At 69.3% G+C, this 14566-nt stretch carries 13 protein-coding genes and 1 pseudogene; 13 read left to right on the top strand and 1 reads right to left on the bottom strand.

From position 1 onward, the window contains the following. Position 1 precedes the first annotated feature (1 nt). Positions 2-442 (top strand): annotated as a pseudogene (gene nusB / locus BM394_RS21270) (transcription antitermination factor NusB); the annotation flags it as partial. A 378-nt stretch (positions 443-820) separates the two neighbouring features. On the opposite strand, the gene bldD reads toward nusB, so the two are convergent. Continuing rightward, positions 821-1309 carry a transcriptional regulator BldD gene (bldD, locus tag BM394_RS21265; protein WP_043574581.1) on the bottom strand — a complete coding sequence of 163 codons (489 nt, stop codon included), beginning with the start codon at positions 1307-1309 and terminating at the stop codon, positions 821-823. Positions 1310-1572: 263 nt separating this feature from the next. On the opposite strand from bldD, the gene pyrR reads away from it, so the two are divergent. From pyrR to BM394_RS21205, 12 genes are all read left to right on the top strand, one after another. Continuing rightward, positions 1573-2235: a bifunctional pyr operon transcriptional regulator/uracil phosphoribosyltransferase PyrR gene (gene pyrR / locus BM394_RS21260; RefSeq protein WP_092981378.1), complete on the top strand. Its 663-nt coding sequence runs from the start codon at positions 1573-1575 to the stop codon at positions 2233-2235. Then, positions 2235-3167 carry an aspartate carbamoyltransferase catalytic subunit gene (locus BM394_RS21255; protein WP_092981541.1) on the top strand — a complete coding sequence of 311 codons (933 nt, stop codon included), beginning with the start codon at positions 2235-2237 and terminating at the stop codon, positions 3165-3167. Before pyrR ends, BM394_RS21255 begins: the two co-directional genes overlap by 1 nt. Continuing rightward, positions 3164-4510, top strand: coding sequence for a dihydroorotase (locus tag BM394_RS21250; protein ID WP_092981376.1), 1347 nt, complete (start codon positions 3164-3166; stop codon positions 4508-4510). Before BM394_RS21255 ends, BM394_RS21250 begins: the two co-directional genes overlap by 4 nt. Beyond that, a complete protein-coding gene (locus tag BM394_RS21245) occupies positions 4510-5088 on the top strand; it encodes a PH-like domain-containing protein (protein WP_092981374.1) in 579 nt (192 codons plus the stop codon). The genes BM394_RS21250 and BM394_RS21245 overlap by 1 nt, the downstream gene beginning before the upstream one ends. Continuing rightward, positions 5085-6206: a glutamine-hydrolyzing carbamoyl-phosphate synthase small subunit gene (gene carA, locus BM394_RS21240; protein ID WP_092981372.1), complete on the top strand. Its 1122-nt coding sequence runs from the start codon at positions 5085-5087 to the stop codon at positions 6204-6206. Before BM394_RS21245 ends, carA begins: the two co-directional genes overlap by 4 nt. After that, complete coding sequence (gene carB / locus BM394_RS21235) at positions 6206-9583, top strand: carbamoyl-phosphate synthase large subunit (protein ID WP_092981370.1); 3378 nt, start codon at positions 6206-6208, stop codon at positions 9581-9583. Before carA ends, carB begins: the two co-directional genes overlap by 1 nt. Beyond that, entirely contained in the window at positions 9580-10425 is an 846-nt protein-coding gene (gene pyrF / locus BM394_RS21230) for an orotidine-5'-phosphate decarboxylase (protein ID WP_092981368.1), read from the top strand. The genes carB and pyrF overlap by 4 nt, the downstream gene beginning before the upstream one ends. A 939-nt stretch (positions 10426-11364) precedes the next feature. Then, entirely contained in the window at positions 11365-11682 is a 318-nt protein-coding gene (gene mihF, locus BM394_RS21225) for an integration host factor, actinobacterial type (RefSeq protein ID WP_092628730.1), read from the top strand. 38 nt (positions 11683-11720) lie between these two features. Beyond that, positions 11721-12308, top strand: coding sequence for a guanylate kinase (gene gmk, locus BM394_RS21220; protein ID WP_092981539.1), 588 nt, complete (start codon positions 11721-11723; stop codon positions 12306-12308). 215 nt (positions 12309-12523) lie between these two features. Further along, complete coding sequence (gene rpoZ / locus BM394_RS21215; protein ID WP_342752576.1) at positions 12524-12790, top strand: DNA-directed RNA polymerase subunit omega; 267 nt, start codon at positions 12524-12526, stop codon at positions 12788-12790. Then, positions 12787-14055 carry a bifunctional phosphopantothenoylcysteine decarboxylase/phosphopantothenate--cysteine ligase CoaBC gene (coaBC, locus tag BM394_RS21210; RefSeq protein ID WP_092981366.1) on the top strand — a complete coding sequence of 423 codons (1269 nt, stop codon included), beginning with the start codon at positions 12787-12789 and terminating at the stop codon, positions 14053-14055. Before rpoZ ends, coaBC begins: the two co-directional genes overlap by 4 nt. Positions 14056-14162: 107 nt before the next feature. Further along, on the top strand, positions 14163-14566 hold a 404-nt coding region (locus BM394_RS21205), incomplete at its 3' end, for an S-adenosylmethionine synthetase N-terminal domain-containing protein (protein ID WP_281246469.1).

The raw sequence follows: 14566 nt of genomic DNA, 5'->3' as shown, positions 1-14566 counted from the left end.
GTTGGGCGAACGGAGCAAGGCCCGCAAACGCGCGGTGGAAGTGCTTTACGAGGCCGATTTACGCGAACTTGCCCCCGACGCGCTGCTCCGGCAGCGCGTCGGTTCCACCGAGGCGCCGGTCGTCGGTGATTACGCCGTCACGCTCGTCTCCGGGGTGGCCGAACACCGCGAACGGATCGACGAGCTGATCGTCGAGTACTCGCAGGGCTGGGCGCTCTCCCGGATGCCGGTCGTGGACCGGGCCGTGCTGCGCCTGGGTTTCTTCGAGATGTTGTGGGGGGACGACATTCCCCCGGCCGTGGTCATCGACGAAGCCGTGCAGCTGGGCAAGGCGCTCTCCACGGACGACACTCCCCGGTTCGTCAACGGGGTGCTCGGCAGGTTGGCCGGTATCGACGAACAGCAGCGGGAGTCGCTGCGTGGTTCCACGGAGAGCTCGGCCGGGGAAGACGAGACGGTCGCGGCCGAGCGGGACTCCGCCCCGGAGGCGGAGTCCTCCGCGACTTCGGAGCGCTGACCGCGTTTTCCCGTTCCGGCCGCTGCTGGAGAGTGACGGAACCGCAATCGGTGCGGCCGTCGTGTGGTGCTCGCACCGGGCGTCAACCTCGGCGCGGGCACGAAATCGACCCGGTCCGGGACCGAATGGTTCCCCGGCCGGGTCGTGTTGTCACATCGTCCGATCGAGCCCGGTTCCCGTCGGCCGGGGATCATCTCCCACTCGACGAGAACCGGGCTGGTCGGTGGACGTTTCCGTCCCGACGATCGGCGGACATCGGTGTGGTCCGCACCCGTGTCGGAACGAGTGCGGACCACGGGTTCGTCACTCCTCGCGGGCCGGGCGGGCCTCGGGAGGCAGGACTCCCCAGTCGATGAGCTGCTCGGTGAGTTCCCCCGGCGACATGTCGTAGATGATGGCCAGGGAACGCAGGTCCTCGGTGCGGATGGACAGCACCTTGCCGTTGTAGTCACCCCGCTGGCTCTGAATCGTGGCCGCATAGCGGGCCAGCGGCCCCACCTTCTCCGCGGGAAGCTGTTGCAGCCGTTCGAGGTTGATCACAACCTTCGTCGCGGGTTCCGCGCTGGAGGGAACCCGCCCCTCCGGCAGCAGTTCGGCTACCGGAACACCGTAGAAGTCGGCCAGCTCGGCGAGTTTCTGCACAGTGACCGCACGGTCACCTCGTTCATAAGACCCGACGACCACGGCCTTCCACCGCCCGCCTGACTTCTGCTCGACGCCGTGCAGCGAAAGACCCTGCTGCTGGCGGATAGCGCGGAGCTTGCTGCCCAGCGCCTTGGCGTAGTCGCCCATGTGGCGGTTCTCCGTTTCATTCGCCCCGTCAGCCTAGTTCAAGTTGCCGGGGAGGAACGCTCAGTATTGATACGGAGAGTAATATTCGCTCGCGAGCGTCACCAGGTCAAGCTGCTCTTGGAGTGAGTGTGGCACGAATCCCGTTACACCACCCCGGCGGTTGACCCCCCGACGCTGATAGCGTACAAGGCAAGCCCGGCAGCTGCCGGGCTCCTGGCGTCCTTTAACGGCCCGTCCAGTGAGGCGGGGAAGGAGGTCCTTCCGTGGCGTCACGCCAATCGGCGGACGCGGCGGTTCCGGCCGGAGAGCGCGAATTGCTTTCGGCCGGTGACGTCGCGCGCACCGTCGCCCGAATGGCCCATCAGATCATCGAGAAGACCGCGCTCGACAGCGGCGCCGAACACGTCGTGCTGCTGGGGGTTCCCACCAGGGGAGTGCCGCTCGCCCGACGTATCGCGGAGCGCATCGCCACCTTCAGCGGTGTCACGGTTCCCACCGGGGCGTTGGACATCACGCTGTACCGCGACGACCTGCGCCAGCAACCGAACCGGCCGCTGGAACCGAGCAGCGTGCCCACCGGGGGTGTCGACGACGCGCTGGTCGTGCTCGTCGACGACGTGCTGTTCTCCGGCCGCACCGTTCGTTCCGCGCTGGACGCGCTCCGCGACCAGGGGCGTCCCCGTGCGGTGCAGCTGGCCGTGCTGGTGGATCGCGGGCACCGCGAACTGCCCATCCGCGCCGACTACGTGGGAAAGAACGTGCCGACGGCGCGCAGTGAGGACGTCGCGGTGCGGCTCACCGAGGTGGACGACACCGACGCGGTGCTGCTGCGTCGCCCCGGTACCTCGTCGGGTGCCACTCCCGGGCCGGAACCGGGCACCGAACCGGGAACCGACACAGCCGACTCGGCCGGAGGGAAACAGTGATACGGCATCTGCTCACGGCCGACGGGCTGGACAGCGAGACGGTGAACACGGTGCTCGGTACCGCCGACACGCTCAAGCAGACGCTGCTCGGCAGGGAGGTGCGTAAGCTTCCCACCCTGCGCGGTCGCACCGTGATCACCATGTTCTACGAGAACTCGACCCGCACCAGGGTCTCGTTCGAGGTGGCGGGCAAGTGGATGAGCGCCGACGTGATCAACGTGTCGGCCTCGGGCTCGTCCACCGGTAAGGGCGAGTCGCTGCGGGACACCGCGCTCACGCTCTCGGCGGCGGGCGCGGACTGCGTGATCCTGCGGCACGGCGCCTCCGGCGCCCCGCACCGTCTCGCGGAGTGGCTGGACCACACCGGAACGAGGGTCGTCAACGCGGGCGACGGGACGCACGAACACCCCACCCAGGCGCTGCTGGACGCCGCCACACTGCGGGAGCGACTCGGCGAGCTGTCCGGCAGACGCGTCGGCATCGTCGGTGACCTGCTGCACAGCCGGGTGGCGCGTTCCAACGTGCACCTGCTGCGCACCCTCGGAGCCGAGGTGGTGCTGATCGCGCCTCCCACGCTGGTTCCCGACGGGATCGAGAGCTGGGGAGCCACCGTCACGCACGAGCTGGATCCGCAGCTGCCCACTCTCGACGCGGTGATGGCGCTGCGGGTGCAGTCCGAGCGCATGAACGGCGGGTTCTTCCCGACGGCCAGGGAGTACTCGATCGGTTACGGCCTCAACGCCGCGCGCACCGCGAAACTGCCCGAGCACGCGGTCGTGCTGCACCCGGGACCGATGCTGCGCGGAATGGAGATCGCGCCGCGAGTGGCCGACTCGCCCAGCGCTGCCGTCGAACAGCAGGTTCGGAACGGGGTCCACGTGCGAATGGCCGTGCTGTACCACCTGCTTGCCGGAGAGGAGAGCACGGCGTGACCGAGAACGAACACCCCACGGGCGATTCCGGGCGGCGGGTACTGCTGCGCGAAGTACGCCCCTACGGCACCGGTGATCCGGTGGACCTGTTGATCGACGACGGCGTCGTGGCCGGAATCGGACAGCACTCCGCCACCGACGCCGACGAGATCGTCCACGCCGGAGGCGCGGTGCTGCTTCCCGGCTTCGTGGATCCGCACACCCACCTGCGGGAACCGGGCGGGGAGGACGCCGAGACCGTCGAGAGCGGCTCGACGGCCGCCGCGCTCGGTGGTTACACGGCGGTGCTGGCCATGGCCAACACCGATCCGGTCGCCGACAACGCGGTGGTCGTCGAGCACGTGCGGCGCCGTGGCCGCGAGGTCGGTCTGGTCGACGTGCGCCCCGTCGGCGCGGTCACGGCCGGGCTGGAGGGTAAGCGGCTGGCCGAGATCGGTTCGATGGCGCGTTCCCCCGCCGAGGTCCGCGTGTTCTCCGACGACGGGCACTGCGTGGACGATCCGCTGCTGATGCGGCGGGCGCTGGAGTACACCCGCGCCTTCGGCGGTGTGGTGGCCCAGCACGCCCAGGACCCGAGGCTGACCCCCGGTTCGCAGGCCCACGAGGGGCCGAACGCCGCGCGGCTCGGACTGGCGGGCTGGCCCGCGGCGGCCGAGGAGTCCGTGGTGGCGCGGGACTGCATGCTCGCCGAGCACACCGGCGGCTCGCTGCACGTCTGCCACGTCTCCAGCGCGGGTACCGCGGAGTTCCTGCGGTGGTGGCGGTCCCGTTCGACGGCGGGCTCGGTCTCGGCGGAGGTCACACCGCACCACCTGCTGCTGACCGACGAGCTGCTGGAGACCTACGACCCGCTCTACAAGGTCAATCCGCCGCTGCGCACGGACGAGGACGTGCACGCGTTGCGCACGGCGCTCGCCGAGGGCGTCGTGGACTGCGTCGCCACCGATCACGCACCGCACGCCGACCAGGACAAGGACTGCGAGTGGTCGGCCGCCAGACCGGGCATGCTCGGGTTGCAGACCGCGCTGTCGGTGCTGGTACGAACCATGGTCCGTCCCGGTCTGCTGGACTGGCGGGGTGTGGCCCGGGTCCTGAGCGAGACGCCCGCCCGTGTCGCGGGACTGTCCCGGCAGGGGCGGCCGATCGAGGTCGGGGAACCGGCCAACCTCACCCTGGTCGATCCGGACACCGAGTGGACGGTGCGCGGCGCCGAACTGGCGAGTACCGCGGTCAACACGCCCTTCGAGGGGATGGTGCTGCCGGGACGCGTGCTGGCCACGATCTCCGAGGGGCGGATCACCGCGCGCGACGGCAAGGTCGAACCGGTCGAAGGGCGGTCCTGATGGCACGAACGCTCTGGGTGATCGGACTGGCGGCCCTCGCGGTCCTGGTCATCTACGGGATGCGCAAGGGCTGGAACAAGCGCAAACGCGGGCACGACGACCTGGCGGGGTCGTTGCCGGGTGTTCCGTCGGAACTGGACTCGCTGCCCGAGCTGTTGCCCGCCTCGGTGGGGCTGTACGTGGGCACCACCGTCGCCGGTGATTGGCAGAACCGGGTCACCGCGGCGACGCTCGGCAACCGGGCGAGCGCCACCGCCAGGCTCTACCGCACCGGGGTACTGCTGGACAGGTCCGGCGACGAGCCGCTCTGGATACCGGTTTCGGCACTGCACGACGCCCGTGTCGATCACAAGTTGGCCAACAAGGTGGTCCCCGGTGTCGGCATGCTGGTGATCACGTGGCGCCCGGACGGACATTCCTCGTCGGCCGAGCCGCTCGACAGCGGCTTCCGCCACGGCGACGAGACCGACCCCGCCGAGTGGGTGAACGCGATCAGGGCGCTGCTGCCCACCACGAACACCGATTCCGATTCCGAGCACGACGACGAGGCCGCGGTTGAGCGGCAGGAGGAAACATGACCGCGCAGGCCCCCGCCGCCCTGGTGTTGGAGGATGGCCGGATCTTTCGCGGCGAGGCCTTCGGCAGTGAGGGCTCTTGCTTCGGTGAGGTCGTCTTCAGCACCGGCATGACGGGCTATCAGGAGACGTTGACCGATCCCTCGTACCACCGGCAGATCGTGGTGGCCACCGCGCCGCAGATCGGCAACACCGGCTGGAACGACGAGGACGACGAGTCCGGACGGATCTGGGTCGCGGGATACGCGGTACGCGACCCCGCGCGCAAGCCGTCCTCGTGGCGTGCCACCCGCTCGCTGCAGGACGAGCTGCGCGACCAGGGTGTGGTGGGCATAGCCAACCTGGACACCCGTGCCCTGACGCGGCACATCCGGGAACTGGGCGCGATGCGTGCCGGCATCTTCTCCGGAACGGAGGTCGCCGACGACCGGGAGATGATCGACCGGGTCGTCTCCGGCGAACGGATGCTGGGTGCCGACCTCGCGGGCGACGTCACCACCACCGAGCCCTACGTGGTGCCCGCGGTGGGGGAGCGCCGGTTCACGGTCGCGGCGCTGGACATGGGGATCAAGTCCAACACGCCCCGGATGCTCGCCGAACGCGGCATCGAGGTGCACGTGCTGCCGCTGTCCTCCTCGATGTCCGAGATCACGGCCGTGGCGCCCGACGGTGTGTTCCTGTCCAACGGTCCCGGAGACCCGGCCACCGCCGACCACGCGGTGGAGGTGACCAAGGAGATCCTGGCGCGGCGCCTGCCGCTGTTCGGGATCTGCTTCGGCAACCAGATCCTGGGGCGCGCGCTCGGCAGGGGAACCTACAAGTTGCCCTACGGGCACCGCGGCATCAACATCCCGGTGATCGACTCCGACAGCGGTCGGGTCGCCATCACCGCGCAGAACCACGGGTTCGCCGTGCGCGGCGAGCCGGGTGAGCACTTCGACACCGAGTTCGGTCGCGCGGTGGTCAGCCACCACTGCGCCAACGACGGCGCCGTCGAGGGTCTGCGGTTGCTGGACGCCCCCGCGTTCAGCGTGCAGTACCACCCCGAGGCCGCCGCCGGGCCGCACGACGCGGCAAACCTGTTCGACTCCTTCGTACGACTGATGAGCGAGGCACGCTGATGCCGAAGAGGACCGACATCAACCACGTTCTGGTCATCGGCTCCGGTCCGATCGTGATCGGCCAGGCGTGCGAGTTCGACTATTCCGGAACCCAGGCCTGCCGAGTGCTGCGTTCCGAGGGGATCCGGGTCAGCCTGGTCAACTCCAACCCGGCCACGATCATGACGGATCCGGAGTTCGCCGACGCCACCTACATCGAACCCATCACCCCGGAGTTCGTGGAAAAGGTGATCGACGCCGAACGTCCCGACGCCCTGCTGGCCACGCTGGGCGGGCAGACCGCGCTGAACACCGCCGTGGCGCTGTACGAGCGGGGTGTGCTCGAGAAGTACGGCGTGGAGCTGATCGGCGCCGACGTCGACGCGATCCAGCGCGGCGAGGACCGACAGCGGTTCAAGGATATCGTGCGCTCGGTGGGCGGCGGCGTGCCCGAGAGCAAGGTGTGCAACTCGATGGACGAGGTGCGCGACTTCGTCACCGAGCGCGGGCTGCCGGTGGTGATCCGGCCCAGCTTCACGATGGGCGGACTCGGCTCGGGCATGGCGCACACCCACGAGGAACTGGAGCGCATGGCTTCGCTGGGGCTCACGGAGTCCCCTGTGCACGAGGTGCTCATCGAGGAGAGCGTGCTCGGCTGGAAGGAGTACGAGCTGGAGCTCATGCGCGACCACTCCGACAACGTGGTCGTGATCTGCTCCATCGAGAACGTCGACCCGATGGGCGTGCACACCGGCGACTCGGTCACCGTGGCCCCGTCGATGACGCTGACCGACCGCGAGTACCAGCACATGCGCGACGTGGGCATCGACGTGCTGCGCGAGGTGGGCGTGGACACCGGTGGGTGCAACATCCAATTCGCCATCCACCCGAGCACCGGCCGCATGGTCGTCATCGAGATGAACCCGCGGGTGTCGCGCTCCTCGGCGCTGGCCTCCAAGGCCACCGGCTTCCCGATCGCCAAGATCGCGGCGAAACTGGCCATCGGCTACTCGCTGGACGAGATTCCCAACGACATCACCGAGCAGACCCCGGCCAGCTTCGAACCCACGCTGGACTACGTCGTGGTCAAGGCGCCCAGGTTCGCCTTCGAGAAGTTCCCCGGCGCCGACACCCGGCTGACCACCACGATGAAGAGCGTGGGCGAGGCCATGTCGCTGGGGCGCAACTTCACCGAGGCGCTGGGCAAGGCGATGCGCTCGCTGGAGTCCTCCCGCGCCGGGTTCTGGACCGTCCCGGATCCCGAGGGCGTGACGCTGGACTCCACCCTGGACGAACTGGGCGACGGGCACGACGGCAGGCTCTACACCGTCGAGCGGGCGTTGCGCATGGGCGCCACGGTGGCCCAGGTGCACGAGGCATCCGGGATCGACTCCTGGTTCATCGACCAGATCGCCTCACTGGTGGAGCTGCGCGAGCAGATCCTGGCCGCTCCCGTGCTGGACGCCGAGCTGCTGCGCAGCACCAAGCGTGCCGGGATCTCCGACCGGCAGATCGCGGCGCTGCGCCCCGAACTCGCTGGCGAGGACGGGGTACGCTCGCTGCGCCACCGGCTGGGCGTGCGCCCGGTCTACAAGACCGTGGACACCTGCGCAGCCGAATTCGCCGCGGCCACGCCGTACCATTACTCGGCCTACGAGTCCGATGCCGCCGCCGAGTCCGAAGTGGCCCGGCAGCGCGAGAAGCCGAAGGTGATCATCCTCGGTTCCGGCCCCAACCGGATCGGCCAGGGCATCGAGTTCGACTACTCCTGCGTGCACGCCGCCATGGGGTTGCGTGACGCCCCCGACAACGGCGGCAGCGGGTACGAGACTGTCATGGTCAACTGCAACCCGGAGACGGTCTCCACCGACTACGACACCTCGGACCGGCTCTACTTCGAGCCGCTGACCTTCGAGGACGTGCTGGAGGTCGTGCACTCCGAGCAGGCATCGGGCACCGTCGCCGGGGTGGTGGTCCAGCTCGGCGGCCAGACACCGCTGGGGCTGGCGAGCAAGCTCGCCGAAGCCGGGGTGCCCGTCGTGGGAACGGCGCCGGAGGCCATCCACCTGGCCGAGGACCGCGGTTCGTTCGGCGAGGTGCTCAACCGGGCGGGACTGCCCGCCCCGAGTTACGGCACCGCCACCTCCTTCGAGGGCGCCAAGCGCATCGCCGACGACATCGGCTACCCCGTGCTGGTGCGCCCGTCCTACGTGCTCGGCGGCCGCGGCATGGAGATCGTCTACGACGAGACCTCGCTGGAGAACTACATCGCCCGGGCCACCGAGGTCACACCGGAACACCCGGTGCTGGTGGACAACTTCCTCGACGACGCGATCGAGATCGACGTGGACGCGTTGTGCGACGGAACCGACGTCTACATCGGTGGCGTGATGGAGCACATCGAGGAGGCCGGGGTGCACTCCGGCGACTCGGCCTGCGCGTTGCCGCCCATCACCCTCGGCCGCCAGGACATCGACAAGGTCCGTCGCTGCACCGAGGCGCTGGCCGAGGGGATCGGGGTGCGCGGGCTGCTCAACGTGCAGTACGCGCTCAAGGACGACGTGCTCTACGTCCTGGAGGCCAACCCGCGTGCCTCGCGCACCGTGCCGTTCGTGTCCAAGGCGGCGGCCGCTCCGCTGGCCAAGGCCGCTGCCAGGGTCATGTTCGGTGCCAAGATCGCCGACCTGCGGACCGAGGGCATACTGCCGCCGCACGGCGACGGTGCGGACCTCCCGCCGCACGCCCCGGTCGCGGTCAAGGAAGCCGTACTGCCGTTCCACCGGTTCCGCACCCCGGAGGGACACGGCATCGACTCGCTGCTCGGGCCGGAGATGAAGTCCACCGGCGAGGTGATGGGCATCGACACCGCGTTCGGCCAGGCGTTCGCCAAGTCCCAGAGCGGTGCCTACGGCTCGCTGCCCACCTCGGGCCGTGTGTTCGTCTCGGTGGCCAACCGGGACAAGCGTTCGATGGTGTTCCCGGTCAAGCGCCTCGCCGACCTCGGGTTCGACATCTGCGCCACCTCGGGAACGGCCGAGATCCTGCGGCGCAACGACATCGCCTGCGGCGTGGTCCGCAAGCACAACGAGGATCCGGCCTACGCCTCCGCGCCCTCCGGGACCGACCCCGAAGGGGACCGCGACGTCATCGACCTCATCAAGGCGGGCGAGATCGACATGATCTTCAACACCCCCTACGGCAACCCAGGGCCCAGGGTGGACGGTTACGAGATCCGGACCGCCGCCGTCTCCCGGGACGTCCCCTGCATCACCACCGTGCAGGGAGCCGCGGCGGCGGTGCAGGGCGTGGAGGCCGCCATCCGCGGCAACATCGGCGTGCGGCCGCTGCAGCGGTTGCAGGCGGCGCTGCGGAGCGATCGGAGTGGTGAGACCCGATGACAGTGGTTCACGCGGCCTTCGGGCAGCGGCTCGCCGAGGCCGTGCACGCTCGGGGGCCGCTCTGCGTGGGGATCGATCCCCATCCCGCGCTGCTGCACGCGTGGGGATTGGAGGAGACACCCGCCGGGTTGGAGCGGTTCGCGATGACCGTGCTCGAAGCCGTGGGCGAGGAGGTCGCTGTGGTCAAGCCGCAGTCCGCCTTCTTCGAGACCTACGGCTCCCGCGGGCTCGCGGTGCTGGAACGGGTGGTGGCCGAGTGCGCTCAGACGGGCACGTTGGTCGTCCACGACGTCAAACGTGGCGACATCGGGTCCACCATGACCGCCTACGCCACCGCCTACCTCGACGACTCCTCACCGCTGGCGGCGGACGCGATCACCGTCTCCCCCTACCTGGGGTACGGATCGCTCGCGCCCGCCCTGGGCATCGCCGCGCAGACCGGTCGGGGCGTCTTCGTGCTCGCCCGCACCTCCAACCCGGAGGCGGTCGGGTTGCAGCGCTCGGTCACCTCGGAGGGGAAGACGGTGGCGCAGTCCATCGTGGACGCCGCCGCGGAGAGCAACGCCGGGGCGGAGCCGATGGGGCACGTCGGTGTGGTCACCGGTGCCACGGTGCGGCCGGGCGAACTCGATCTGACCGCGCTGAACGGCCCCGTGCTCGCTCCCGGGCTGGGCGCGCAGGGGGCCACCGTGCAGGGGCTGCGCTCGGTCTTCGGTGAAATGCTGCCCAACGTGCTGCCCACGGCCGCCCGCGAGCTGCTGCGGCACGGCCCCGACGTCGCGGAGATCCGCGCGGCCACCCGGCGGATGCGGGCCGATCTGTCCGGTGTGTTCGGACAGTGAATCTCGCGGGACGCCCGCGTGCCCGGGGTTCGTGGTGATTGAATCCCGGCCGTGTCCTCCGACACAGCCATCCCTCGACAGCACGAACCGTTTCGCTCGAACGAGAAGCGCCGACAGCCGAACCGACGCGTCGCCGAGTTCCTCCGTGCGCCGGTGGTTCGGCGTCGGCGCGCCTCGCTCGTGCTCGCCTCGTTGGTGCTGCCGCTCGCCCTGAGCGCGGTGTGCCTCGTCTACCTGTTCGGCGGAGGCGACAGCAACCAGTCGGTCATGGGCGCGTTGGCGCGGGCCGTGCCGAACTCGTCCTGGTTCCTCCCTGTCACTTCCTGTCGCACGGACAACGCCGCGAACTGGCCTGGACGCCGGCGCGGCATTCGATCGGGGATTGTTATGTGCTGCTCGCGGTCGTGGCGCTGCTGTCGCTCTGGTGGTGGATCCGGGGCGTGGATCCCGCCGTTCGGCGGTGAATGTCACTCGTTCGCTCGATCGCAGGTCGCGCGAACTGTCGCGACGAGGCGTGATATCGGCCACTCTTCGGTGGGAGGTGCTCGAACGGGCAGGGTGGCCCACCGCCGTCCGGCGGTGGTTCGAGGTCGCCGCGCCGGTTCCCGTTCTCCGGTGTTCGCGGTCACGCGCGAGCCTCCGCCGACTGCCCGTCGTCGCGGTTACTGACCTGCGATGAATCGCTCAGCGTCGCTCAACCGCCCGGAAATCGAACAGTTGGGGCCAGTTTTGCCCCGGGTTAGTGCACTTCAGCCTCGTTGTTGGTAGTACTTGCAACGGCCGGTGGTCGTCAGCGTCGTGGGCGAGCCACCCGACAGGCCGGGCGACGGGAGAACCGATGAAACCGACTCGAAAAAGGCGGACCCGCGTTGTAGCGAGCTGACCTGGGTCGGTACCGTCGCCGCACCGATCAAGAAAACCCACATCACGGAGGACATGGTGGCCCTTCCCCAGCTGACCGAGGAGCAGCGGGCTGCGGCACTCGAAAAGGCGGCTGCCGCCCGTCGCGCCCGCGCTGAGCTCAAGGAGCGCCTCAAGCGCGGTGGGACCAGCCTGGCCGAGGTCTTGGACAGTGCCGACAACGACGAGACCCTCGGAAAGATGAAGGTCTCCGCGCTGTTGGAGGCCCTTCCCGGCGTGGGCAAGGTCCGCGCGCAACAGATCATGGAGCGGCTGGAGATCGCTAGCAGCCGCAGGCTTCGTGGTCTCGGTGAGCGTCAGCGCAAGGCGTTGCTCGCCGAGTTCAACGGGGCGTGATCGACGCGGACGACGGCGTGCTGCCGGGGCGTGCCTCGATGGGTACGCCCCGGCTCACCGTCGTATCCGGACCTTCCGGTGTGGGCAAGTCGAGCGTGCTCGACGAGCTGCGCAACCAGGCACCGGACATCTACTTCAGCGTGTCCGTGACAACCCGTCCGGCCCGTTCCGGGGAGATCGACGGGGTTCACTACCACTTCGTCGACCGTGCCGAGTTCGAACGCATGGTCGCGGCGGGCGAGATGTTGGAGTACGCCCGGTACGCGGGCAACTACTACGGCACTCCCCGCGCGCCGGTCGAGCGTGCGCTCGCGGCCGGTCGTCCCGCCGTGCTGGAGATCGAACTGCAGGGCGCTCGTCAGGTGCGGCGGAGCATGCCCGACGCCCGGCTGGTGATGCTGCTGCCACCCTCCTGGGACGATCTGGTTCATCGGCTCACCGGGCGGATGACCGAGGACTCCGAGGTGGTGCGCCAGCGCCTGGAAACGGCCCGTGCCGAACTGGCCGCCCGTACCGAGTTCGATGCCACCGTGGTCAACGCCGATGTGCGGAAAGCGGTGGACGAGTTGGTACGATTGATAGTCGGTCCCCCTCCCGGGCAGCCGCTGCCCTCGAACGATCGGTAGACGTCGCGCGATCCGGTCGCTTCGGCGACGCCGCGGGACGGAGTGTTTCACTCGAGCGGTCCCTTCGAGTGCCGTCCGGTGGTTCGATACGGTTCCGCGCGCCGGGCCGTGGGGACTCGGACCGACCAATTTGATCGCCGTCGGAGAGCACAGGAGCCACACACGTGAGCATCCCCAACTCGCTGACCGCCTTCCCCGGCGGCCAGTCTGCCAACATCCAGTCCCAGTCGAGCAGCGGCGCGGCCGAGGGAATCACCGACCCGCCCATCGACGATCTGCTGCACAACGTCAGCTCCAAGTACGCGCTGGCCATCTTCGCCGCCAAGCGGGCCAGGCAGATCCAGGACTACTACGCCCAACTCGGCGAGGGGCTGCTGGAGTACGTGGGGCCGCTGGTCGAGCCGGGTCCGAGGGAGAAGCCGCTTTCCATCGCGCTCCGTGAGATCCACGCGGGTGTGCTGCAGCACTCCGAGGGCGCGTGAGCGACGAGCAGGGGGCGCGTGACGCGCCCCGCGTCGTTCTCGGGGTGGGCGGTGGCGTCGCCGCCTACAAGGCGTGCGAAGTGCTGCGCGGGCTGACCGAGAGCGGGCACGACGTTCGGGTGGCTCCCACCGCCGCCGCGTTGCGCTTCGTCGGAGCGGCCACGTTCGAGGCGCTGTCCGGGCATCCGGCGCGGACCGACGTGTTCGACGACGTGCCCGAGGTGCCCCACGTGCGGCTGGGTCAGCGGGCGGATCTGGCGGTGGTCGCTCCCGCCACCGCTGACCTGCTCGCCCGGGCCGCCAACGGGCTCGCCGACGATCTGCTCACCTCGACGCTGCTCACCGCGCACTGTCCGGTGCTGTTGGTGCCCGCCATGCACACCGAGATGTGGGAACATCCCGCGACCCGGCACAACGTCGAGCTGCTGCGTTCCAGGGGAGTCGTGGTCGCCGAACCGGACAGCGGGCGACTGACCGGGGCCGATTCGGGCAAGGGGCGCCTGCCCGATCCCGGTGAGATCGTCGATCTCGCGCGGTTGCTGCTGGCCGAGCCCGCCGGGCTACCCCGTGATCTCGAGGGTCGGCGTGTCGTCGTTTCGGCCGGTGGGACACGTGAACCGCTGGACCCGGTGCGCTACCTGGGCAACCGTTCCAGCGGTAGACAGGGGTTCGCCCTGGCTCGAGTCGCGGCGCATCGCGGTGCCGATGTAACGCTGGTCGCCGCGAACACGGCCGATCTCGTGGTCCCGGCCGGGGTCCGACTCCGGCGGGTCGGCACCGCCGAGGAGCTCCGCTCGGAGCTGCTCGAGGTCGCCGACGGCTCCGACGCGGTGGTGATGTCGGCGGCCGTGGCCGACTTCCGGCCCTCCGAGAGTGCCGAGCACAAGATCAAGAAGAACGAGGGCGAACCACCATCGGTCCGTCTCGAGCGCAATCCGGACGTGCTGGGGGAGTTGGTCGAGCAGCGATCGAGCGGTCGACTGCGTGCCGGGGTGATCGCCGGATTCGCGGCTGAAACCGGAGACCCGGACACCACGGTGCTGGAGTACGGCCGCAAGAAGCTCGCGCGCAAGGAGTGCGACCTGCTGGTGGTCAACGCGGTCGGCGACGGTCGTGCTTTCGAGGTCGAGGACAACGCGGGATGGCTGCTGGCCTCCTCGGGCGCGGAGCACCCCGTGCCGCACGGCTCCAAGACGTTGCTCGCTTCCAGGGTGTGGGACGCCGTTGCCGAGCAGTTCGCTGCGGCCCCGGATCACCGAGCCTAGAATTCGTACCGAGACGTCGGATCGCTCGGCCACGTGAGCGGGTGCTCTCCTGAACTCGCGGGCCGATGCCCGACGTCACCAGCCGCGCGGTGCGATGAGGTTTGTCGATGGGACCCGACCAGCGTCGATTGTTCAGCAGTGAGTCCGTGACCGAGGGCCACCCGGACAAGATGGCCGACTCGATCAGTGACGCGATCCTGGACGCGATGCTGGCGCAGGACCCGCGTTCGCGTGTGGCCATGGAGACCATGATCACCACGGGCCAGGTGCACCTGGCCGGTGAGGTCACCACCGAGGCTTATGTGGATCTGCCCGCGATCGTGCGGGAGAAGGTCCTGGAGATCGGGTACGACAACTCGGTCAAGGGCTTCGACGGCGATTCCTGCGGCATCAACGTCTCGATCGACGCGCAGTCGCCGGACATCGGTCAGGGTGTCGACAGTGCGCACGAGTCCCGTGTCGAGGGTGTCATCGACGAGATCGCCCAGCAGGGTGCCGGTGACCAGGGGCT

The organism is Actinopolyspora lacussalsi subsp. righensis, assembly GCF_900116555.1.
Lineage (GTDB): Bacteria > Actinomycetota > Actinomycetes > Mycobacteriales > Pseudonocardiaceae > Actinopolyspora > Actinopolyspora lacussalsi.
This window is presented reverse-complemented; position numbering and strand designations above follow the sequence as displayed.